The organism is Streptomyces sp. FIT100 (assembly GCF_024584805.1).
Lineage (GTDB): Bacteria > Actinomycetota > Actinomycetes > Streptomycetales > Streptomycetaceae > Streptomyces.
The window spans coordinates 512,324-533,818 of the sequence record NZ_CP075715.1 but is presented as its reverse complement, the minus strand read 5'-3'; the positions used below and the strand labels follow the sequence as shown (position 1 = coordinate 533,818).

20 protein-coding genes and 1 pseudogene are annotated in these 21,495 nt (G+C 70.7%); 13 read left to right on the top strand and 8 right to left on the bottom strand.

Annotation, left to right across the window (positions count from 1 at the left end; genetic code table 11):
- The first annotated feature begins 18 nt into the window (after positions 1-18).
- From KK483_RS02195 to KK483_RS02185, 3 genes are all read left to right on the top strand, one after another.
- Positions 19-777, top strand: a complete 759-nt coding sequence (locus KK483_RS02195) for an SDR family NAD(P)-dependent oxidoreductase (RefSeq protein ID WP_262003227.1) — start codon at positions 19-21, stop codon at positions 775-777.
- A 14-nt stretch (positions 778-791) separates the two neighbouring features.
- Positions 792-1,853 (top strand): low specificity L-threonine aldolase, encoded by a 1,062-nt coding sequence (locus KK483_RS02190; protein WP_262009316.1) that lies wholly within the window; start codon positions 792-794, stop codon positions 1,851-1,853.
- 112 nt (positions 1,854-1,965) lie between these two features.
- A complete protein-coding gene (locus KK483_RS02185) occupies positions 1,966-2,658 on the top strand; it encodes a B3/4 domain-containing protein (RefSeq protein WP_262003225.1) in 693 nt (230 codons plus the stop codon).
- A 30-nt stretch (positions 2,659-2,688) separates the two neighbouring features.
- On the opposite strand, the gene KK483_RS02180 is transcribed toward KK483_RS02185, so the two are convergent.
- Positions 2,689-3,429: a 1-acyl-sn-glycerol-3-phosphate acyltransferase gene (locus KK483_RS02180; protein WP_262003223.1), complete on the bottom strand. Its 741-nt coding sequence runs from the start codon at positions 3,427-3,429 to the stop codon at positions 2,689-2,691.
- 221 nt (positions 3,430-3,650) lie between these two features.
- Positions 3,651-4,067 carry a DUF4395 domain-containing protein gene (locus KK483_RS02175; RefSeq protein ID WP_262009315.1) on the bottom strand — a complete coding sequence of 139 codons (417 nt, stop codon included), beginning with the start codon at positions 4,065-4,067 and terminating at the stop codon, positions 3,651-3,653.
- A gap of 106 nt (positions 4,068-4,173) precedes the next feature.
- Here KK483_RS02175 and KK483_RS02170 point away from each other — a divergent pair, with 106 nt between their 5' ends.
- The 5 genes from KK483_RS02170 to KK483_RS02150 all read left to right on the top strand — a co-directional run bounded on the left by KK483_RS02170 (position 4,174) and on the right by KK483_RS02150 (position 8,839).
- Positions 4,174-4,614 carry a thioredoxin family protein gene (locus KK483_RS02170; RefSeq protein WP_262003221.1) on the top strand — a complete coding sequence of 147 codons (441 nt, stop codon included), beginning with the start codon at positions 4,174-4,176 and terminating at the stop codon, positions 4,612-4,614.
- Between the two features lie 206 nt (positions 4,615-4,820).
- Entirely contained in the window at positions 4,821-5,327 is a 507-nt protein-coding gene (locus tag KK483_RS02165) for a flavin reductase family protein (RefSeq protein ID WP_262009314.1), read from the top strand.
- A 216-nt stretch (positions 5,328-5,543) separates the two neighbouring features.
- Positions 5,544-6,329, top strand: a complete 786-nt coding sequence (locus tag KK483_RS02160) for an electron transfer flavoprotein subunit beta/FixA family protein (RefSeq protein ID WP_262003220.1) — start codon at positions 5,544-5,546, stop codon at positions 6,327-6,329.
- A gap of 99 nt (positions 6,330-6,428) precedes the next feature.
- Positions 6,429-7,391, top strand: coding sequence for an electron transfer flavoprotein subunit alpha/FixB family protein (locus KK483_RS02155; protein ID WP_262003218.1), 963 nt, complete (start codon positions 6,429-6,431; stop codon positions 7,389-7,391).
- Between the two features lie 158 nt (positions 7,392-7,549).
- On the top strand, positions 7,550-8,839 hold the full coding sequence (locus KK483_RS02150) for an HpcH/HpaI aldolase/citrate lyase family protein (protein ID WP_262003217.1): 1,290 nt from the start codon (positions 7,550-7,552) through the stop codon (positions 8,837-8,839).
- Positions 8,840-8,884: 45 nt separating this feature from the next.
- On the opposite strand, the gene KK483_RS02145 is transcribed toward KK483_RS02150, so the two are convergent.
- The gene (locus KK483_RS02145; RefSeq protein WP_262003215.1) at positions 8,885-10,171 is read right to left on the bottom strand and encodes an MFS transporter; all 1,287 of its coding nucleotides are present in this window, start codon (positions 10,169-10,171) and stop codon (positions 8,885-8,887) included.
- A 224-nt stretch (positions 10,172-10,395) separates the two neighbouring features.
- Positions 10,396-11,430 (bottom strand): LacI family DNA-binding transcriptional regulator, encoded by a 1,035-nt coding sequence (locus KK483_RS02140; protein ID WP_399013079.1) that lies wholly within the window; start codon positions 11,428-11,430, stop codon positions 10,396-10,398.
- A gap of 209 nt (positions 11,431-11,639) precedes the next feature.
- Between KK483_RS02140 and KK483_RS02135 the strand changes: the two genes are divergently transcribed.
- Positions 11,640-12,599, top strand: a complete 960-nt coding sequence (locus KK483_RS02135; RefSeq protein WP_262003213.1) for an ROK family protein — start codon at positions 11,640-11,642, stop codon at positions 12,597-12,599.
- A gap of 149 nt (positions 12,600-12,748) precedes the next feature.
- On the opposite strand, the gene KK483_RS02130 is transcribed toward KK483_RS02135, so the two are convergent.
- Together KK483_RS02130 and KK483_RS02125 are read right to left on the bottom strand one after the other, a co-directional pair.
- Complete coding sequence (locus KK483_RS02130; protein ID WP_262003211.1) at positions 12,749-13,612, bottom strand: DUF4394 domain-containing protein; 864 nt, start codon at positions 13,610-13,612, stop codon at positions 12,749-12,751.
- A 227-nt stretch (positions 13,613-13,839) separates the two neighbouring features.
- Positions 13,840-15,900, bottom strand: coding sequence for an NPCBM/NEW2 domain-containing protein (locus KK483_RS02125; RefSeq protein WP_262003209.1), 2,061 nt, complete (start codon positions 15,898-15,900; stop codon positions 13,840-13,842).
- Between the two features lie 220 nt (positions 15,901-16,120).
- Between KK483_RS02125 and KK483_RS02120 the strand changes: the two genes are divergently transcribed.
- From KK483_RS02120 to KK483_RS02110, 3 genes are all read left to right on the top strand, one after another.
- Complete coding sequence (locus tag KK483_RS02120) at positions 16,121-17,470, top strand: ABC transporter substrate-binding protein (RefSeq protein WP_262003207.1); 1,350 nt, start codon at positions 16,121-16,123, stop codon at positions 17,468-17,470.
- A gap of 47 nt (positions 17,471-17,517) precedes the next feature.
- Entirely contained in the window at positions 17,518-18,432 is a 915-nt protein-coding gene (locus tag KK483_RS02115) for a carbohydrate ABC transporter permease (protein WP_262003205.1), read from the top strand.
- Positions 18,433-18,509: 77 nt separating this feature from the next.
- A complete protein-coding gene (locus KK483_RS02110; protein WP_262009312.1) occupies positions 18,510-19,385 on the top strand; it encodes a carbohydrate ABC transporter permease in 876 nt (291 codons plus the stop codon).
- A gap of 25 nt (positions 19,386-19,410) precedes the next feature.
- On the opposite strand, the gene KK483_RS02105 is transcribed toward KK483_RS02110, so the two are convergent.
- Positions 19,411-19,587, bottom strand: a complete 177-nt coding sequence (locus KK483_RS02105; RefSeq protein ID WP_262003203.1) for a hypothetical protein — start codon at positions 19,585-19,587, stop codon at positions 19,411-19,413.
- Positions 19,588-19,741: 154 nt separating this feature from the next.
- Here KK483_RS02105 and KK483_RS02100 point away from each other — a divergent pair, with 154 nt between their 5' ends.
- On the top strand, positions 19,742-20,812 hold the full coding sequence (locus KK483_RS02100; RefSeq protein WP_262003201.1) for an NUDIX hydrolase: 1,071 nt from the start codon (positions 19,742-19,744) through the stop codon (positions 20,810-20,812).
- A gap of 168 nt (positions 20,813-20,980) precedes the next feature.
- Here KK483_RS02100 and KK483_RS35425 read toward each other — a convergent pair.
- Positions 20,981-21,181: pseudogene (locus tag KK483_RS35425) on the bottom strand (MBL fold metallo-hydrolase); the annotation flags it as partial.
- Between the last annotated feature and the right edge of the window lie 314 nt (positions 21,182-21,495).

Here is a 21,495-nt window from a genome sequence, read left to right as displayed (position 1 = left end):
ACCACGGAGGAGACCCGGATGGACTCGAACAACAACGGTGGCGTGCTGGACGGTGCCGTGATCGCGGTCGCCGGGGCCGCAGGACCGGCCGGCCGTGCCACACTGCTCCGCCTTGCGGAGGCAGGAGCGGTCGTCGTGGGCGCCGACGCGGACACCGAGCGCCTCGCCGAGGCGGTCGACGCCGCCCGGTACGCCCACGGTGGGGCGACCGTCACCGGGGACACGGTCGATCTGCTCGACCCGAACGCGGCCCGTGACTGGGCCAACCAGACCGAGAAGGAGTTCGGCCGCGTCGACGGGCTGGTGCATCTCGTCGGCGGCTGGCGCGGCAGCGCGACCTTCGCCGAGACGGACCTCGCCGACTGGGAGCTGCTGGAGCGGCTGCTGATCCGCACGGTCCAGCACACCTCGCTCGCCTTCCACGACGCACTCAAGCGCAGCGACCGGGGCCGCTTCGTGCTGGTCAGCCAGTCCGGCGCGGCCAGGCCCACCGAGGGCAACGCCGCCTATGCCGCGGCCAAGGCGGCCGCCGAGGCATGGACCCTGGCGCTCGCCGACTCCTTCCGGAAGGCTGGGGGCGAGGAGGGCCCGCGCGCCGCGGCTGCCATCCTGATCATCAAGGCACTGGTGCACGACGCCATGCGCGCCGAGCGCCCCAATGCGAAGTTCGCGGGCTTCACGGACGTCGAGGAACTGGCCGAGGCCATTGCCGGAGTCTGGGACCGGCCCGCCCCGGAAGTGAATGGACAGCGTCTGTGGCTGACCCCCGAGCCGTGACCCCGTCGACGCCCCTGAGGACGGACGCCCGCCGACACCACGACCCCGACGTACGGGGCTTCGCCAGCGACAACTACGCGGGTGCGCACCCGGAGATCCTGGCCGCCCTGGCCCTGGCCAACGGCGGCCACCAGGTCTCCTACGGCGAGGACGACTACACGGACCACCTCCAGCGGATCATGCACAGCCACTTCGGCTCGTCCGCCGAGGCGTTCCCCGTCTTCAACGGCACCGGGGCCAACGTCGTCGCGCTCCAGGCGCTCACCGACCGCTGGGGCGCGGTGATCTGCGCCGAGTCGGCGCACATCAACGTCGACGAGTGCGGGGCGCCGGAGCGGGTCGGCGGCATCAAGCTGCTGACCGTCCCGACGCCGGACGGCAAGCTCACGCCCGAGCTGATCGACCGGCAGGCGTACGGCTGGGACGACGAGCACCGTGCCATGCCGCAGGTCGTCTCGATCACCCAGAACACCGAACTCGGCACCGTCTACACGGTGGACGAGATCCGTGCGATCGTCGAGCACGCGCACGGCCTCGGCATGAAGGTCCATCTCGACGGGGCCCGGATAGCCAACGCCGCCGCGTCGCTGGACGTGCCGATGCGCGCGTTCACCAACGCGGTCGGCGTGGACGTCATCTCGTACGGCGGCACGAAGAACGGGATGCTCTTCGGTGAGGCCGTCGTCGTGCTCAACCCCGACGCCGTCAGCCATATGAAGCACCTGCGCAAGCTGTCGATGCAGCTCGCCTCCAAGATGCGGTTCGTGTCGGTGCAGTTGGAGGCCCTGCTCGCCAAGGACCTGTGGCTGCGCAACGCCCGGCACTCCAACGCGATGGCGCAGCGCCTCGCCGACGGCGTGCGCGCGGTGGACGGTGTCGAGATCCTCTACCCGGTGCAGGCCAACGCGGTCTTCGCCCGACTGCCGCACGAGGTGAGCCGCCGGCTCCAGCAGCGGTTCCGCTTCTACTTCTGGGACGAGGCGGCCGGTGATGTCCGGTGGATGTGCTCCTTCGACACCGGCGAGGACGACGTGGACGCGTTCCTGCTCGCTCTGAAGGAAGAGATGGCCAGGTAGCGCTGCCGACGGCCCCCGGGGGCGGAGATTGATGGAGTGGACTGCACAGTGCCGTATCATGGACTGTGCAGTCCACTCCGTTGCGCTGTGAAGCGCCGAAGCAAGGCAGACGATGACCCTCACGCTCACCGTGTCCGACGAGGTGCGCAGCCTCGTCCCCGGCTTCACCCATCTCGCGATCGAAGCCCACGGCCTGGTCAACGCGCCCAGCAACGCCGCGAGTTCGGCACTGCTGGATGACGCGGCGCGCAGGCTCGCCGAGCGGCTCGACGGCCGGGCGCCGCACGAGGACCCGCACATCGCCGCCTGGCGCGCCGCCTACACCGCCTTCGGCGCCAAGCCGACCCGTACCCGCAACTCGGCGGAGGCGCTCGCCAGGCGCGCCCTGGCGGACGGCGGGCTGCCGCGCATCAATCTGCTGGTCGACGCGTACAACGCGATCAGTGTGGCCCACCTCGTCCCCGTCGGCGGTGAGGACCTCGACCACATCCAGGGCGGTATGAGCCTGGTGCGCGCCGTCGGCGACGAGCCGTTCACCACGGTCGCGGCGGGGGTGGAGACGGTCGAGCACCCGGACGCGGGTGAGATCGTCTGGTGCGACGACGCGGGTGTCACCTGTCGGCGCTGGAACTGGCGGCAGGGCCCGCGCACCCGGCTCACCGAGGAGTCGGTGAACGCGATCTTCCTGCTGGAATCGCTCGCTCCGATGACCATCGACGCGCTCCGGGCGGCGGGTGCGGAACTCGCCGAGTCCCTGGAGAAACTGAGCCCCGGGGCGCGGATCACCGTCCGCACCCCGGAGTGACGTTTCAGCGGCTACGACGCCCCAACGGCCTCAGCCGTTCTGAACGCTCCGCTCGGCCTCGCGGATCTCCGCGGGGGAAGGCGCCGTGCCCCCGAGGTGCGAGGGCACCCACCAGGTGTCGCCCGCGTCCTTGGGGCGCACCGGGTAGGCGCGCTGCGCCGCCTCAAGCAGCTCCTGCACACGCTCCCGCAGCCGCCGGGTGATCGCGCCCGCGTACTGGTCGGAGGGGGCCTCCACCGGCTCTCCGACCCGGATCGTCACCGGGATGTGGCTGCGCCTGAGGTTCTTCGGCCGCCCCTTCGTCCACAGCCGCTGGGTGCCCCACAGCGCCATCGGGACCAGCGGCACCCCGGCCTCCTGGGCGAGTCGCGCGGCACCCGACTTGAAGCTCTTCAGGGTGAACGACTGCGAGATCGTGGCCTCGGGGAAGACCCCGACGATCTCGCCGGAGCGCAGCGAGTCCAGCGCGTGCGCGTACGCCGCCTCGCCCTGGGCGCGGTCGACGGGGATGTGCTTCATCCCGCGCATCAGCGGGCCCGAGATCCGGTGCCGGAACACCGACTCCTTCGCCATGAAGCGGACCAGCCGCTTCTGCGGCAGCGCCGCGAGGCCGGAGAAGACGAAGTCGAGGTAGCTGATGTGGTTGCTCACCAGCACCGCGCCGCCGGAGCGCGGAATGTTCTCCGCCCCCTTGGTCTCGATCTTCAGGTCGAGCGCCTTGAACATCGTGAGTGCGGCGCCGATGACCGGCCGGTAGACGAGCTCTGCCATCTGTCGGGAGACCCTTCCTTACTGTGCCCCGGGAGGGTTCACCCGGCGGAAGTTACGCAGCCGTAGGTTTTCGGCATTGGGCAGATGGTGCCCCATGCGCGGCGTTACGGCCAGTCCTGGGCGCCTCACACGGCGAGATTCTCGTCACGTCGTGTCACGGATCGCGGCATTCCGCGTTCCCTCCGCGCGTCATCGACGTCCGTCCGTGGGGCAACCGTGTGTCATCCGCGGGCCGGAGCCGCCCGGCGGAGCAGCAGATAGAGCTCACACCCCAGGCAGTACGAGAACGCCGCGTTCAGGAACGCGGCGGCAAGCGCGCACGCCGCGGCCGCCATCCCCAGCCACTGCGGCCCCCAGGCGTAGCCGACGAGTCCCAGCAGCGCGAAGCCGAGCCCGACCCTCTGCGCGAACCGCGGCGGTCCGGGAGACTCGACCTCCGTGGGCGGACCGATCCTCGGGCGTATGAGGCCCCGGAACAGCAACCCGTACGGTGAACGCTGCACGCCGGCCACCGACCCCACGGCGAAGCACAGCGTCTGCCAGGCGAGCAGCGCCCAGCTGGAGGTGATGAGAACGGCGGCGAGTACGACCGTGGTGACGGCGGCGCCGAAGCGCGGCCCTCTGACGTCGATGTTCATGGCGGCATCCATGGCGACCAGCATCCCGCAGCAGACGCGGAGGGGGAGCACGGGAATCTTTGCGGTCGTGTGAACGCTGGCAAGGCAGTCGGATCGGAAGGGAACGATGACCGGACTTGTGGTGTGTGCGGCGGTCCTCGCGGTGGCGGGGGCCTTCGGCCTGCTGCACCGGCGGACGAGCGGGAGGCTGAAGGTGCGGGGGCGGGACGAGGAGCGCAGGCTCGGGGCGGCCGAGCTGGGCGCGGAACTGGGGGAGCGGGCCACGCTGGTGCAGTTCTCCAGCGCCTTCTGCCAGCCCTGCAGGGCGACCCGGCGCACGCTCGCCGAGGTGGTGGACATGGTCGACGGCGTCGTCCACGTCGAACTCGACGCCGAGGACCGGCTCTCGCTCGTGCGCGAACTGGACATCCTGAAGACGCCGACCGTGCTGGTCCTGGACGCCCGGGGCCGGATCGTACGCCGCGCGTCGGGACAGCCCCGCAAGGCCGACGTCATCGCGGCGCTGGGCGCTGCGGTCCAGGACGGGACCGGTCGCGGCGCGGAGTGAACGCGTCGTGACGCTGCTCGCATATTCCGGTACGCGCTTGACTGCACTGGCCATCGATCGTCAGTCTGACGAGGTGCCACCTCAACTCCTTCTCCACCGCAGGGCCCACGTTGACCTGGGCCGCAACGCGAGTGCGCGCTGTCCGGGTGTCTGAGCAGCCAAGGACCCGTACGCATCCCCCGCAGAAGGACAAGAAGGACAACTCCATGACGGCTACGCCCGATCTCGGCGTCCCCCAACTGGCCTCCCCCGACCTGCTCCGCGCCGTTTTCCGGCAGCACGCGGCAGGTGTCGCGGTCATCACGGCCCACGGCGACCGTCCCGTCGGCTTCACCGCCACCTCCCTCAACTCCGTCGCCGCCGAGCCCCCGTTGGTCTCCTTCGGGATCGGGACCGCGTCGTCCAGCTGGCCCGTCGTCTCCCAGGCCGGCCACATCGGTGTCCACGTACTCGGTGAACACCAGCGCGAGCTGGCCGCCACCTTCGCGCGCAGCGGCGCCGAGCGCTTCGCCCCGCCCACCCGATGGCGTACCGGACCCGCGGGCGTCCCCGTCCTCGACGGGGTGCTGGCCTGGCTGGTCTGCCGTGTCGTGGCCCGGGTGCCCGCGGGGGACCATCGGATCGTCATCGCCGAGGCCGTCGCGGGCGACCCCGCCGGAGCGGGGCGTCCGCTGCTGTACCACCAGGGCCGCTTCAACTCCCTGAGGGACTGAGGAGTTCCGGGCCGCCGGAAGCTCCCGGCACCAGTGATTACGCAGCGTTGTCAAGGTCACAGTTCCAAGCGCTTGCTCATCCGTCGTCGGCCCGCTCTACTGGCGAGTAATATTTCGTGCGGAGCGCGGGGCGCTCCGACCGGGATCGGCCGCTTCAGGCGCCTATGCTGCCTGCAGAAGGCAGCCGAGAAATGACGATGCAGTAGGAGAGCCGGCGTGAGCTTGAGGATCGTTGTCACTGTGAAGTTTGTGCCCGACGCGACTGGTGACCGGCGTTTCGGTGATGACCTGACGGTTGATCGGGACGATGTGGACGGTCTGCTTTCCGAGCTGGACGAGTATGCGGTGGAGCAGGCGTTGCAGATCGCGGAGGCGTCGGGTGATGCGGAGGTCACTGTGGTGACGGTGGGTCCGGAGGATGCCCGGGATGCGTTGCGTAAGGCGTTGTCGATGGGTGCGGACCGGGCGGTTCATGTCGAGGACGATGATCTGCACGGTTCGGATGTGATGGGCACGTCGTTGGTGCTGGCGAAGGCGATCGAGAGGACCGGTTTCGACCTGGTCGTCTGTGGTATGGCCTCGACCGACGGCACGATGGGGGTGCTGCCGGCGATCCTGGCGGAGCGGTTGGGTGTTCCGCAGGTCACGCTGCTGTCGGAGGTTGCGGTCGAGGGCGGTGTGGTCACGGGTCGGCGGGATGGTGACACCGCGTCGGAGCAGTTGGAGGCGTCGCTGCCGGCCGTGGTGTCGGTGACGGACCAGTCGGGCGAGGCGCGTTACCCGTCGTTCAAGGGGATCATGGCGGCGAAGAAGAAGCCGGTGGAGTCGCTGGACCTGTCCGATCTGGAGATCGACGCGGACGAGGTGGGTCTGGAGGGTGCCTGGACCGCGGTGGATTCCGCGGTCGAGCGTCCGGCCCGCAGCGCGGGCACGATCGTCAAGGACGAGGGCGAGGGCGGCAGGCAGCTGGCCGCGTTCCTGGCCGGGCAGAAGTTCATCTGAGCCCCGGCCCTTCACCCCAACCGCCCCGCTCACCCCGCCCGCCCCGCCCGCCCGCTCGTCCCGTCTCGCATACTTTGCACGCAGGAGAGAAGACGTTCCATGGCTGAAGTTCTCGTCTATGTCGACCACGTGGACGGTGCCGTCCGCAAGCCCACGCTGGAGCTGCTGACGCTGGCCCGCCGTATCGGTGAGCCGGTCGCCGTCGCGCTCGGCCCCGGTGCCGAGGCCACCGCCGCTACGCTCGCCGAGCACGGCGCGGTCAGGGTCCTGACCGCCGATGCCCCCGAGTTCGCCGACTATCTGGTGGTCCCGAAGGTGGACGCGTTGCAGGCCGCCTACGAGGCCACCTCGCCGGTGGCGGTGTTGGTGCCGTCCTCGGCCGAGGGCAAGGAGATCGCCGCGCGTCTGGCGGTGCGGATCGGTTCGGGCATCATCACCGACGCGATCGATCTGGAGGCCGGCGAGCAGGGTCCGGTGGCCACGCAGTCCGCGTTCGCCGCCGCGTTCACCACCACCTCCCGGGTGTCCAAGGGCACGCCGGTCATCACCGTGAAGCCGAACTCGGCCCCGGTCCAGGCCGCCCCGGCCGCCGGTAGTGTCGAGGCGCTGACGGTGTCCTTCGGTGAGCAGGCCACCGGCACGAAGATCGTCTCCCGCACGCCGCGGGAGTCGACCGGCCGTCCGGAGCTGACCGAGGCCGCGATCGTGGTCTCCGGCGGCCGCGGTGTCAACGGCGCGGAGAACTTCGCGATCATCGAAGCGCTCGCCGACTCCCTGGGGGCCGCGGTCGGTGCCTCCCGCGCCGCGGTCGACGCCGGCTGGTACCCGCACTCCAACCAGGTCGGCCAGACCGGCAAGAGCGTCTCCCCCCAGCTGTACATCGCCTCCGGTATCTCCGGCGCGATCCAGCACCGGGCCGGCATGCAGACCTCCAAGACCATCGTCGCGATCAACAAGGACGCCGAAGCCCCCATCTTCGACCTCGTCGACTACGGCATCGTCGGCGACCTCTTCGACGTCGTCCCCCAACTCACCCAGGAAATCAACACCCGCAAGAGCTGAACCCGACACCCCCCACCCCCACCACGGGGCCGCGCGGTGAACCCCACCCCGCGGCCCCACGCCGTTGCAGGGGACCATTGACGCAGGTCGGTCACCCAGATAGCTTCACCATACGGATTACTGATTCCGTGCAGCGGAAAACAGGAGGGTGAGCAGCGATGGGTCAGCAGGAGAAGGTGACGACGAGCCTCGCCGGCGCGGTCAGCGAGGACATCAGCGCCTCCCTCGCACCGGTGGACGCCGAGCTCGCCCGCCGCTACCCGGGAGACCCCGGCACCCGCCAGCCCGTTCACACCGTCTACGTACCGGGCGACGCGTTCGACGCCGGAACCATCCGCTCATGGGGCGACCAGGCCCTCGCCGCGCTCGACGAGCACGCGCCCGACGCCGCGACCCTCGCCCGGGTGCTCGGCCTCTCCGAGGAACTCGCCGAGCCCGTCCACACGCGCGTACGGGCCAAGCTGGAGCGCGAGCCCGTCGAGGACCTCCGCGTCGACTTCGAGGACGGCTACCACGGCCGTGACGAGGACGCGGACGCCGCCCGCGCCGCCCGGCTGATCTCCGAGGCGTACGAAGAGGGCACGGCGGCCCCGTACATGGGCATCCGGATGAAATGCATGGAGGCCGCAGTACGCGACCGCGGCATCCGCACCACGGACATCTTCCTCACCGGTCTGATGGAGCACGGCGGTTTGCCCGACGGGCACGTGCTCACCCTCCCCAAGGTGACCTACCCCGAGCAGGTCGCGGCGTTCGTCCGGCTCCTCGAAGCCTTCGAGAAGGCCCACGGCCTCGACGCCGGCCGGATCGGCTTCGAGATCCAGATCGAGACCAGCCAGGCCATCCTGGCCGCCGACGGCACCGCCACCGTGGCCCGCATGCTCGACGCCGCCGAGGGGCGCGCCACCGGACTGCACTACGGCACCTTCGACTACAGCGCCTGCCTCGGCGTCAGCGCCGCGTACCAGGCGAGCGACCACCCGGCGGCCGACCACGCCAAGGCGGTCATGCAGGTCGCCGCGGCGGGCACCGGCGTCCGCGTCTCCGACGGCTCCACCAACGTCCTCCCGGTGGGGACCACCGACCACGTCCACGAGGCGTGGAGGCTCCACTACGGCCTGACGCGACGCGCGTTGGCCCGCGCGTACTACCAGGGCTGGGACATGCACCCGGGCCACCTCCCGACCCGCTACGCCGCCGTCTTCGCCTTCTACCGCGAGGGGATGGCGGCCGCCGCCGCCCGCCTCGCCGCGTACGTCGCCAGGACCGAGGGCGACATCATGGACGAGCCCGCCACCGCGAAGGCGCTCAGCGGCTACCTCCTGCGCGGACTGGACTGCGGCGCCCTGGACGGCGACGAGGTGGCCGGGCTCACCGGACTGACGCGCGCCGAGCTCGACGGTTTCGCACGGCCGCGCCGCGGCGATCTGACGGCCACGGCGCAGTAGTCCCCCCGTACCCCCGCCCGGCGAGACCGGGCGATCCCCGACGGTCTACGCGGGGCACTCCGGGCGGCGCCGGCGGACCGGTGTGAACAGCGCCAGCGCCGCCATGAGCACGCAGGCCGCACCGGCGGCCAGACCCACCGGGGCCGTTCCGTGGCGTTGCGCGGCCCAGGTGAGGACGGCCGCACCGACCGGCGCCGCCGAGTAGTGGAGCGTCCAGAACGCCGAAGTGACGCGTCCCAGCAGGTGCTCCGGGGTCACTTCCTGCCGCAGGGACATCGAGCACGTTCCCGCGATGCCGGCGCAGCCCAGGAACGCGGCTGCCATGACGGCGACGCCCGTCACGCTGCCGGCCCAGCCGATGCCCGCGACGGCGAGCCCGCAGACCGCGACGGCCCCGGTCCAGGTCGCGCCGAAGCCGAGCCTGCGGCGGATCCGGGCCACGAGCAGGGCCCCGGTGATCGTGCCCAGCGCCCCGAACGCGAAGACGGTGCCCACCGCGCCGTCGCTCTGTCCGAGATCGTGCTTGAGGTGGTAGATGAGCAGGTCGTTCAGACCGAGCGTCAGGAAGCTGAAGAACGCCAGAAGGACGGTCAGGGCCCGCAGCACGGGGTGCCCGCGCAGGAAGGACACCCCGGCGCGCAGGTCCTGCCACAGCCTCCACGGAGCCGCCTTCGCACCCGCCTCGGCGCCCGGTTGCTCGGCGCTCCGCGTCGCCCGCGTGCCGTCCCTGAACCGTACGAAGACCAGGCAGGCCGCGGAGACGCCGAAGCTCGCCGCGTCCACACCGACCGCCGCCGCCGGCCCGAACCGGGCCGCCACCACGCCCGCGCACAGCGGGCCGATCACCCCGGCCGCCGCGGCCGTCGCGTTGAGCCCGCCGTTGGCCTCCGTGATGCGGTCGCCGCTGACCAGGCTGCGTACGACGGTGACGTAGGTGACGGCGAACAGCATCCCCACCGCCTCGCCGAGCGGCAGGAGTACATAGAGCAGCCAGATCCGCGGGCCGAACGCCCACACCAACGGCACGAGTGCGTAGAGCAGCATGCGAGCGACGTCGCAGGCGATCAGCAGCTTCCTGCGGTCGAGGCGGTCCACCACGACCCCGGCGAACACCCCCGCCACGAGCGAGGCCGCGCCGGCGACGGCGGTCAGCAGGCCCATCTGCGCCACGGATCCCGTCGCGTGCAGCACCAGCAGCGGCACTGCGATCAGGGCGAAGGAGTCTCCGACGACCGAGAGGGTCTGCGCGGCCCAGAAGACAGCGAAGTCACGGTCGCGCCACAGCGGGTGTACCCCTTTCGATGCCCGCCGGCCGGCGGCGAGTTCGGTCATGGGGAGGAGCGTACGGCGGAGCCGGGCGCGAACGCCCGTGATTACGGACAGCACTGGCGGAGACCGGGGCGCGCCCGCGGTCGATCGGGCCTGTCCGGGCCGGGGGTTGTGCCTGTGCCCGGGTTGTTTCCGGGCCGGGGGTTGTGCCTGCGCCCGGGCTGTTTCCGAGCCCGGGGTCGTGCCTGCGCCCGGGGCGTGTCCGAGCCCGGGCGCGTGCGTACGGCTCAGGCGGGCGGCGGCACTTCGCCCGAGCCGCGGGCGATCAGCCGTGTCGCCAGCTCGACCCGCGTCGGCTCGTCGGCCACCCCGTCGAGCCGGCGGAACAGCCGCTCCGCCGCCGTGCGCCCGAGCGCCGCGGCGTCCTGTGCGATGACGGTGATGCCCAGCAGATCGGCGAGTTCGATGTCGTCGAAGCCGACCAGGGCGACCGGACTGTCGCGCCCCGCCAGCACCCGGACGGCGGTGACGGTCACGCGGTTGTTGCCGGCGAACAGCGCGGTGACCGGGTCGGGCCCCGACAGCATCGCCTCCACCGCCTCCGTCACCCGCTCCGGGTCCGTCGAACCGAGCGACACCCATCGCTCGTCCACGTCCAGCCCCGCGTCCTCCATCGCGGCGCGGTAGCCGCGCAGTCGCTCCGTCGCCGTGTGGATCCGCGGCTGGTCGCCGATGAACCCGATCCTGCGGTGCCCGTGCGCGACCAGATGCGCGACGCCCTGCCGGGAGCCGCCGAAGCTGTCCGACAGGACGACGTCCGCGTCGATGCGCCCGGCCGGACGGTCCACGAACACCGTCGCCACGCCCGCCTTGATCTCGGGCTCCAGATAGCGGTGGTCGCGGCCGGCCGGGATCACGATCAGCCCGTCCACGCGGCGCGCGCACAGCGCCAGCGCCAACTCCTGCTCGCGGTCCGGGTCCTCCGCGCTGGAGCCGTTGATGAGCAGCGCGCCGTGGGCCCGGGCGACTTCCTCGACGGCGCGGCTCAGGGGACCGTAGAAGGGGTCGGCGAGATCCTCCAGGACCAGCCCGATCGATGCCGTACGCCCCTTGCGGAGCACCCGTGCGCTGTCGTTGCGCCGGAAGCCCAGCGCCTCGATGGCCTCCTGGACCCTTCGCTCGGTGTCCGGTGTGACCCCCGGCTCGCCGTTGACCACCCGGGACACCGTCTTGAGGCCGACTCCGGCGCGCGCTGCCACATCCTTCATGGTGGGCCGGGTGCCGTAGCGGGTGGTCTCGGGGCGGCGGGCGAACTCGGCCACTGTGCGCTGTCCTGTCGTCGTCGGAGTGCCCGTGCGGGCACATGGGGTATAGCCTGCGGACACCTTTGGTGCCATGCAAGGCTGTGGCGTCGAGCATAGGGCCTGGACAACGTTGTCAGGGCAATGGAGACTGGTCGTCGAAGCCGCAGGTCCGGGCCGTCCGCCGGATCTGCCCGTCGCCCGCCAGTCCCTGGGAGATCGCACACCCGATGCATAACGACCTCGTCGCCGCGCTCGACATCGGCGGCACCAAGATCGCCGGCGCTCTGGTGGACGGCAGCGGCAGGATTCTCGTACGGGCGCAGCGGCCGACCCCGGCGCGTGAGGACGGCGAGACGGTGATGCGCGCCGTCCAGGCGGTGCTCGGTGAGCTCGCGGCATCCCCGCTGTGGCTGCACACGACCGCCGTCGGCATCGGCAGTGCCGGTCCCGTGGACGCGTCGGCCGGCACGGTGAGCCCGGTCAACATTCCCGGCTGGCGTGGCTTTCCGCTGGTGGACCAGGTGCGTGCGGCCGTCGGCGGGCTGCCCGTCGAGCTGGTCGGCGACGGCGTCGCGATCACCGCGGCCGAGCACTGGCAGGGCGCCGCGCGCGGGTACGACGACGCGCTGTGCATGGTGGTCTCCACGGGCGTCGGCGGCGGACTCGTCCTCGGCGGCAAGCTGCACCCGGGGCCCACGGGCAACGCGGGACACATCGGCCACATCAGCGTGGACCTCGACGGCGATCTCTGCCCGTGCGGGGGGCGCGGCTGCGTGGAGCGGATCGCCAGCGGACCCAACATCGCGCGCCGTGCCGTCGAGGCCGGCTGGCGGCCGGGCCCGGACGGCGACACCTCGGCCGCCGCCGTGGCCGCGGCGGCCGCCGCCGGCGACCCCCTGGCGGCCGCGTCCTTCGAGCGCGCGGCGCAGGCGCTGGCCGCGGGCATCGCGGCGACCGCGACGCTGGTGGAGATCCGTATCGCCGTCATCGGCGGGGGAGTGGCGGGGGCGGGCGACGTCCTCTTCACGCCGCTGCGGCGTGCCCTCCGGGACTACGCCACGCTCTCCTTCGTGCAGGACCTCGTCGTCGCGCCCGCGCGTACGGGTACGGACGCCGGCCTGCTGGGGGCCGCGGCGGCCGCGTCGCCCGTGCTGCGCGGCGAGGCGGCGGCGAGCCTCAACGGCTGACCGGTCAACCGGGCGGTCCCGGCGGCGAATTCACCCGTCGTGCTTCACCCGCCGTGCTTCACCGGCACGGCATCGCCGCACACGGCAGTGCTGTGCCGGAGCGTCGCTCCGGCACAGCACGACTCATTCCAAGGGCGCGACCGCGCGAGTCAGCTCTTGTTGTTCTGGTTCAGCGGAACCGCGATGTCGACCACCTGGGCGGCCGCCGGGAAGGCGCCCTCGCTGGTGGCACGGCCCGTCAGCAGGTTGATCTCGTAGAAGCCGCTGGCGCCGTTGACCTGCAGGACGGCGAAGCCGCGATTGCTGCCGTTCTTGGCCGAGTAGTAGATGTCGAAGCCGGCCTCAAGGCCCGCGTCGACGCCCAGGGCACCGGTGGGAACGAGGGTGCCGGCGTTCGCCGGGGACTGGATCGCGACCTGGTTGTTGACCGTGTCGATGACGAACAGGGTGGTCCCCGTCGTCGCGTCACCGTCGTTGTTGGTGTAGGCCGCTGCGGTGACTCCGTTCGCCGGCCCGGCCGGCGACACATGGGTCAGCGGGGCATCGACGGTCGTGGTCAGCGGGGCCGAGAGGTCGTCGATGTTGTGGCGGAGGTTCTGCCCGGTGTCACTGACGATCCGCAGGCGGTTGGCGGCGGGGTTGAAGTCCACGCCGAACGAGCTGCCGGACAGGGCCACCGTGAGCTGGCTGACCATTGTCGCCACTGCGGTGTCCGGGTCCAGGGTGTAGATGCCGCCCTGGTCGCCGACTCCGTAGAGGAGACCGTTCTGGACCCGGTAGTCGATACCCACCAGATCCGTGTCCCCCGTGAGCCCGGTGACGGCGCCGATCGAGGTGACCTTGCCGGGGCGGTTCTCACGGAACTCCACCAGCCGGTTGTCACTGGTCAGGCCCGTCACCTCGATCTTGCCGCCACCACGCCCGTCGTTTCCGTCATCCATGGTGACGGCGGTTGCCGGCACGGCCGTGGCGATGGAGGCCGCGAGGGCGAGAGCGATAACTGCTGCACGCATAAGATCTCCGAGATCTGTTCGGACGCCCCCTTCCGATGAGGCGTCAACACGCCGACCATAACCACGTAATTCCCTATATAGCTCGATGAAATGACCCATAAGGCGCCGTACGCTGAGCCGAGCGGGGGAACGCGATTACCGGCGCGGCGGCCGCATGATGCCCCACCTGGGTGGTTTGCCGACAGGGGACGGGCCCCGCGGGGCCCGTCCCTTCGCTCTTCCGGCCCTCAGCAGGTCAGCCTCGGCTCCGCCCAGTCCGCGTGGTCGTAGTCGATGCCGTCACCGCCGTCGGTCACGACCAGGCGTACGACCTGGGCACCGGACACCTCCGCCGAGAGCGGCTGTGCTGCCGACTCGTTCGTGAGGACGTCCGTCGCCGCGGCCTTCCTGCCATCGGCCCAGATCTCGAAGGCGACCGTGCCGCGGGTGCCCGACTCGTCGTCCAGGCCGACCTGGGCCGTCACGGAGGTGCAGCGTCCCCCGGTGTAGTACTCGACGGTGCTCCCCGCGTGGACGCCGAGGCCCTTGGCGAAGACCTGGCCGCCGATGGTGATCGGACGGCCGTCGCCGGCGCCGCTCTCGCCGTTGCTGCGGTCCTTCTCGACCGGCCCCCAGCCGTTGGTGGCGCTGAGCGGCCCGAGGTCGCTGAGGTACGAGGCCCCGGCGGGCGGGGCCGTCACCACCTGGGCGGCCGCCGGTACGGTCTCGGTGATGCGCTTCCCGTCCGGTGCCCGGTACGTGGCCGTCAGCGTCAGCCCGTACGAACCGTCCGCCGCATCCTCCGGCGCCGTGACCCGCCAGCCGGTGGTGAGCTTCCCGCCGGTCCGCAGCAGCGGTGTCGACGTGCGGGAGGCGGGCTCGATCCGCCAGCCCTCGGGTCCGGTCAGCGACACCGACACGTCCCGTGCGGGCGTACGGCCCAGATCGGTGACCTCGGTCGTCAGCTCGGCGCGCTCGCCCGCCTCGGTCATCAGCCCCTCGCCGGCGGCGAGTTCGACGGCGGGCGGCAGCTGCGCCCAGCCCGAGCCTGCCGACACCCGGACCAGCACCGTGCCGTGCGCGGGCACGGTCGCCGCGATCGCGCCCGCGGTGTTGCGGTCGGTGTGCCGCCACAGGTCGCGGAGCCGGTATCCCGCCGCCTCCGGGAGTCCGACCTCCCGTGCGGTCGTCGCGATCCGCTGCGGACTGGCGCTCTCGTTGAAGAGCGCGACGGCCCGGCTGCCGTCCGCCATCTCCTTGGCGACCACCCACCGGCCGGCCCCCGACGACACGACGGCGCCCTGCTTGCCCAGCGGGTCCTGGTCGACGGCGATGACCTCGCGATTGCCCAGGATCTCGAAGGTCTCCGGGGTCGCTTTGCGCAGGTCCGAGCCGATGAGCAGGGGAGCGGCCATGATCGACCACATGGAGAAGTGGGTGCGGTACTCGGTGTCCGTCATGCCGCCGTTGCCGACCTCCAGCATGTCGGGGTCGTTCCAGTTCCCCGGTCCCGCGTACGGCGCGAGGGGCAGGTTCTGCTTCATGATCGAGAGCATGGAGCCCCAGCTGTCGCTGATGTCGCCCGTGGTGCGCCACAGATGGCCGGTGTCCGCCGCCCATTCCCAAGGCTTGTTCTCGCCCCATTCGCAGAGGCTGTACACGATGGGCCGACCGGTGGCCTTCAGTGCGTCGCGCATCGTGTTGTAGCGCAGTTTCGCGTCCACGCCCTGGTTGTTGCAGTTGTCGTACTTGAGGTAGTCGACGCCCCAGTCGGCGAACTGCTGGGCATCGCTGTACTCGTGTCCCAGACCGCCCGGGAATCCCGCGGGGTTGCAGGTCTTTGTCCCGGCGCTCGTGTAGATACCGAATTTCAGCCCTTTGGAGTGGACATAATCGGCCACTGCCTTGATGCCGTTCGGGAAGCGCACCGGGTCGGGCACGAGCTTTCCTCCGGCGTCGCGCTCGGGTAGCGCCCAGCAGTCGTCGAGGTTGACGTACTGATATCCCGCGTCCTTGAGGCCCTTTTCGACGAAGATGTCGGCGATGCCCTTGACCATCGCCTCGTTGAATTCGGCCCTGCAGTGCGTGGAGTTCCAGTTGTTGAACCCCATGGGCGGAGTGAGGGCGAGCCCGTCGTCCACCGGTGAGGCGTCGGCCGGCGTCGTCGGCGCCGATGCCGCGGAGGGGGTCGTGGCCGGTGCCACGGCGGCCGCCGGGCCCGCAGGGGACGCTCCGCCCGCCCACACCAGGGCCACGACCGCTGCCGTAAGCACTCTTCGTCGATGTGTGCAGATGGGAAGGTGACGCATCGTTACGTTCCTCCGTACTCACGCGAAGACGGGTGACGTTCATGCACGGCATGCACATGCACAATTGAGCGCGTTTACGGTAGGGCTTGTGGGAGTCTGTTGGAAGGCATGCGTAACGGTTGCTTCTTCCGGCGTCAAAGCTCTTGACTGCACTGCTACTTGGGAGTGAGATCCAGTTCGCGCGTTTGGTTGTGTTCGGTTGCATCCCGGAGGAGGGGGCATGACGCAGTCATCGTTCGAGGATTCGCCCGTACCAGGGAGCGTGGCCGGCCATCGGGTCTCCCGGCGGAGCGTGCTGCGCGGTGCGGCTCTGGGTGCGGGTGCAATCACGCTGCCGTCGCTCCTCACCGCCTGCGGCGGAGGGCCCGGTGGTGACGGCAGGACCGTCACGATGGGGTCCAACGCGTCGGACCCGGTGCCGCGCAAGGCGTTCGCCGAGGCGTTCACGGCCTACGAGAACCAGTCGAAGGAAGGCCGCAAGGTCGAGGTCAACACCGTCGACCACAACACCTTCCAGGAGAACATCAACCGCTATCTGCAGGGCAAGCCGGACGACGTCTTCATGTGGTTCGCCGGCTACCGCATGCAGTTCTTCGCCAAGAAGGGCCTGCTGCACGAGATATCCGACCTCTGGTCCGGATACCAGGGCTTCTCCCCGGCCCTCAAGGACCAGTCGACGGGCGAGGACGGCAAGCAGTACCTGACGCCGTACTACTACTATCCGTGGGCCGTGTTCCACCGGAAGAGCCTCTTTGAGGAGCGCGGCTACCAGGCTCCGAAGACGCTCGACGAGTACGTCGCACTCGCCCGGCAGATGCAGAAGGACAAGCTCGTCCCCATCGCTTTCTGCGACAAGGACGGCTGGCCCGCGATGGGTACCTTCGACTATCTCAACATGCGCACCAACGGCTACGAGTTCCACAAGAACCTGATGGCCGGGAAGGAAGCCTGGAACGGCAAGCAGGTCAAGGAGGTCTTCGACACCTGGCGCCGGCTGCTCCCGTACTGCCAGCAGGGCGCCAACGGCCGCACCTGGCAGGAGGCCGCCACCAGCCTCCAGAAGCGCGAGGCCGGCATGGTGGTCCTCGGACTCCCGCACCCCGGACAGCAGTTCCCGGAGAGCGACCAGGACGACCTCGACTTCTTCCCGTTCCCGGTCATCGACCCGGAGCACGGCCAGGACGCCGTCGAGGCCCCGATCGACGGCTACCTCCTCGCCAAGAAGTCGAAGAACCTCAAGAACGAGAAGACGCTCGAAAGCGCCAAGGACCTGCTGAAGTGGCTCGCCACCGGCAAGGCCGAGGACATCTACCTCCAGCACGACCCGAACAACATCGCCGTCAGCAGCGAGGCGGACACCTCCGCGTACAGCACGATCCAGAAGAAGGCCGTCGAACTGGTCTCGAACGCCCGGCAGATCTCCCAGTTCCTCGACCGCGACACCCGTCCCGACTTCTCCTCGACCGTCATGATCCCGGCTATCCAGGCGTTCATCAGCAATCCGGACGACGTCGACGGACTCGTCAACGACATCGAGCGGCAGAAGAAGACCATCTTCGCCTCCGACTGACGGCCCGAGAGCGGCCGACAGCCCTCGACCACTGGGAGTTCCGATCCGTGGCGCTCAACACCGCGCGGCGCACCCGACGACGAGGCCCGCGGCGGTTCACCCCCCGCGACCTCGCCGTCCTCGGCGTGCTCCTGGGCGTACCGCTCCTGCTCGACCTCGTCGTCGTCTGGGGGCCGACAGTCGCGTCCGTCGCGCTCTCCTTCACCAGCTGGGACGGCATCGGCGACATCGAGTGGGTCGGTACGCAGAACTACGCGAACCTCTTCACCAACTATCCCCAGTTCTGGCCCGCCGTACGGCACAACCTGCTGTGGCTGGCCTTCCTCGGCCTCGTCGCCACCCCCTTCGGGCTGCTCCTCGCCGTCCTCGTCGACCGCGGTGTCCGCTTCAGCCGCTTCTACCAGTCGACCCTCTACATGCCCGTCGTCCTGTCGCTCGCGATCGTCGGCTTCATCGCCCAACTGGTCTTCTCCCGCGACCAGGGTGCGCTCAACGCGATCCTCGGGAACACCGACAACCCCACCGACTGGCTCGGCGACCCCGACCTCAACATCTGGATGGTCCTGCTGGCCGCGGCCTGGCGGCACACCGGCTATGTGATGATCCTCTACCTCGCCGGGCTCAAGGCCGTGGACCCGTCGCTCAAGGAAGCCGCCGCCATCGACGGGGCCGGCGAGGCGCAGACCTTCTTCCGGGTCGTCCTGCCGACCCTGCGCCCCGTCAACGTCATCGTCGGCGTCATCACCGTCATCGAGGCCCTGCGCGCCTTCGACATCGTCTACGCCGTCAACAAGGGCCGCAACGGCCTGGAGCTGCTCTCGGTGCTCGTCACCGACAACATCATCGGCGAGGCCGGCCGGATCGGCTTCGGCTCGGCGATCGCGGTGGTGCTGCTCACCGTCTCCCTGGGATTCGTCGTGACGTATCTGGTCCAGGAGATCCGAGGGGAGAAAGCCCGTTGAGCCCACTGAGCCCGCTGAGCACCGACACCCCGGCCGCATCCGCCGCGCAGGCCGCCACGGACGCGCGGCGCGCACGGGTGCCCGCCGGCCGCCGGCGCCGCCTGCGCCCCGGCCGGCTCGGCCTGCACGCGTTCCTGATGACCGTCTCGCTCGCCTTCCTGGCGCCGCTCGCCCTCGCGGTCTACGCCTCGCTCAGGCCGTACGACGAGACCTCCGAGCACGGCTACTTCTCGCTGCCGCGCACGCTCTCCTTCGCCTACTACCGGCAGGCCTTCACCGACTCGGGGATGACGAAGTACTTCGTCAACACCCTGGTCATCGCCGTACCGGGCGTGCTGCTCGCGCTCTTCCTCGCGTCCTTCGTCGCCTTCGCCGTCTCCCGGCTGAAGCTGCGCGGCTCGATCCTGCTGCTGATGCTCTTCACGGCGGGCAACCTGCTCCCGCAGCAGGTCATCGTCACGCCGCTGTACGTCCTGTTCAACCGCATCCCGCTGCCCTACTGGATGTCCGACTCGATGACGATGTTCGACTCGTACTGGGCGGTCATCACCGTCCAGGTCGGCTTCCAGATCGGGTTCTGCGTGTTCGTCCTCGCCAATTTCATGCGTACGCTTCCCCAGGAGATCCTGGAGGCGGCCGTCGTCGACGGCGCCGGGGTCTGGACGCAGTACTGGCGCATCACGCTGCCGCTGTGCCGACCCGCGCTGGCGGCCCTCGGCACGCTCCAGTTCAACTGGATGTACAACGACTTCCTCTGGGCGCTCGTCTTCATCTCCGACGGCGACAAGCTCCCCATCACCTCGGCCCTGAACAACCTGCGCGGGCAGTTCTTCACCGACTACAACCTGCTGGCGGCGGGCTCGGTGATCGTGGCCCTGCCCACGCTGCTCGTCTTCCTGCTGCTGCAGCGGCACTTCATCGCGGGGCTCACGCTGGGGTCGAGCAAGGGGTGACCACCGCAGGGCGGGCCCGAGGAACTCAGCGGGGCTCGACCGCCTGCTGCGGGATCACCACCACGAGGAACGCGTCCGTGTCCAGGTCCATCACGACCTCCGCCGCCACGCCCTCGTCCCGCCGGGCCCGGGCGAACTCCTCAGCCGGCCAGCTCCCTCGCGGGCCCCCTGCGGGAAACCTCTCCAGCACCGTACGGAGCATCTCCGCACCCCCTTGCTCATCGTGATCCCCAACGAGGCTCCCTCCGGATGTGTTACGGGCGGTGCCCGCCCGGGGCCGCGGCCGGGCCGGGTGCGACGTTTCCATGGCAGGGTGTAGCGGGCAGTCCACTGGGGGCTACGGAGGAGGGGGAACCGTGATCGTCTGGATCAACGGTGCTTTCGGCGCGGGCAAGTCGACCGCCGCTCGCGAGCTGATCGATCTGATCCCGAACAGCACGTTGTACGACCCCGAGGTGATCGGCGGGGCGCTGCGGTACCTCCTGCCGCAGAAGCGGCTCGACGAGGTGACCGACTACCAGGACCTGCCGATCTGGCGCCGCCTGGTGGTGGACGCGGCGGCGGGGATGCTCGCCGAGTTCGGCGGTGTCCTCGTGGTGCCCATGACGCTGCTCAGGCAGGAGTACCGGGACGAGATCTTCGGCGGGCTCGCCGCCCGCCGCATCCCGGTGCGCCATGTCCTGCTCCACTCGGAGGAAACGATCCTGCGCGCCCGGATCGCCGCCCGGGAGGAGCCCACCCGGGAGCAGCCCGCCCGTGAGGAGCCCGGCAACCCCGACGCGGAGCAGCCCGTGGACCAGTGGGCGTACGACCACGTCGAGCCCTACCGCACCGCCCTCCACGGCTGGCTCACCGCCGACGCGCATGTCGTCGACACCTCGTCCCTCAGCCCGCGCCAGACCGCCGAGGCCGTCGCCGAGGCCGTGAGCAGCGGCGCCGCCGCGGTCAGCGCGATCGTGCAGACACCCGAACCCACCGCGGAGACCCTCGCCGCCGGCGTGCTGCTCTTCGACGAGCACGACCGGGTGCTCCTCGTCGACCCCACCTACAAGCCCGGCTGGGAGTTCCCCGGCGGCGTGGTCGAACCCGGGGAGGCCCCGGCGCGCGCGGGCATGCGGGAGGTGGCCGAGGAGACGGGGATACGGCTGGACGCCGTACCGCGGCTGCTGGTCGTCGACTGGGAGCCGCCACGGCCGCCGGGGTACGGCGGGCTGCGGCTGCTCTTCGACGGCGGCCGGCTCACCGGCGAGGAGGCCGCCGCACGGGTGCTGCTGCCCGGTGCGGAGCTGCGGGGATGGCGGTTCGCCACCGAGGAGGAGGCCGCCGGAATGCTGCCCCCGGTGCGCTACGAGCGGCTGCGCTGGGCGCTGCGGGCCCGGGAGCGCGGGACGGTGCTCAACCTGGAGGCGGGTGTGCCCGTGGGGTGACCGGTCGTCTGGCGACGCGGCGCTTGCCGCCGCGCCCAGCACCGCCACCGCCACCGCGTCCTCGCCGACCGGGTCGCCGTGCCCAGGCAGAGCACGGCCGTGCGAGCGGGGCCAGCGGGTGCATCGACTCCAGGGCTGCTTCCGGCCGGTGTCGAAGACGCCGGGCATCACCCGGCCCACGCCCGCGACCGCGTCGCCGGTGAACAGCACGCCGTGGCGCGGCAGATGCAGCGCGATCGGGCCAGGGGTGCGGCCCGGGACATGCCCCACCCGTACGCCGCCGCGGAAGCCGAGCTCGTCGCCGTCCTCCAGCTCCCGGTCCACCCGGTCTACCCGGTCCACCCGGTCTACCCGGTCCACCCGGTCCACCCGGTCCAACTGGTCCACCCGGACCACCGGGTGCACCCGGGGCGGCGGGGCCTCGGGCACCGTGAGCGCACGCTCGTACAGGCTCGCGGGCGGGTGCCTCCTGCACGGCGCCGGTATGGTCGCGGCGGCAGTCGGTCGGCACGATTCGGCGGATGCCGGCCGGATCGACGCCGGGGGAGTACCCCGATGACGTCCCTGCGGCGGACGTACGCAGACGCGTACGTCCGCCGCCTTCGTCCACGCTCGCGGCGACTTCCGCCGAAAGCGCAGCACTCAGTGCTCAGTGCTCAGCGCCGAGCGGTGGGGGCGTGGCT

Coding starts and splice junctions, on each gene's coding strand:
- KK483_RS02195 (WP_262003227.1), top strand. CDS start 19: ATGGACTCGAACAACAACGGTGGCGTGCTGGACGGTGCCGTGATCGCG.
- KK483_RS02185 (WP_262003225.1), top strand. CDS start 1,966: ATGACCCTCACGCTCACCGTGTCCGACGAGGTGCGCAGCCTCGTCCCC.
- KK483_RS02180 (WP_262003223.1), bottom strand. CDS start 3,429: ATGGCAGAGCTCGTCTACCGGCCGGTCATCGGCGCCGCACTCACGATG.
- KK483_RS02175 (WP_262009315.1), bottom strand. CDS start 4,067: ATGAACATCGACGTCAGAGGGCCGCGCTTCGGCGCCGCCGTCACCACG.
- KK483_RS02170 (WP_262003221.1), top strand. CDS start 4,174: ATGACCGGACTTGTGGTGTGTGCGGCGGTCCTCGCGGTGGCGGGGGCC.
- KK483_RS02165 (WP_262009314.1), top strand. CDS start 4,821: ATGACGGCTACGCCCGATCTCGGCGTCCCCCAACTGGCCTCCCCCGAC.
- KK483_RS02155 (WP_262003218.1), top strand. CDS start 6,429: ATGGCTGAAGTTCTCGTCTATGTCGACCACGTGGACGGTGCCGTCCGC.
- KK483_RS02150 (WP_262003217.1), top strand. CDS start 7,550: ATGGGTCAGCAGGAGAAGGTGACGACGAGCCTCGCCGGCGCGGTCAGC.
- KK483_RS02145 (WP_262003215.1), bottom strand. CDS start 10,171: ATGACCGAACTCGCCGCCGGCCGGCGGGCATCGAAAGGGGTACACCCG.
- KK483_RS02135 (WP_262003213.1), top strand. CDS start 11,640: ATGCATAACGACCTCGTCGCCGCGCTCGACATCGGCGGCACCAAGATC.
- KK483_RS02130 (WP_262003211.1), bottom strand. CDS start 13,612: ATGCGTGCAGCAGTTATCGCTCTCGCCCTCGCGGCCTCCATCGCCACG.
- KK483_RS02125 (WP_262003209.1), bottom strand. CDS start 15,900: ATGCGTCACCTTCCCATCTGCACACATCGACGAAGAGTGCTTACGGCA.
- KK483_RS02120 (WP_262003207.1), top strand. CDS start 16,121: ATGACGCAGTCATCGTTCGAGGATTCGCCCGTACCAGGGAGCGTGGCC.
- KK483_RS02105 (WP_262003203.1), bottom strand. CDS start 19,587: ATGCTCCGTACGGTGCTGGAGAGGTTTCCCGCAGGGGGCCCGCGAGGG.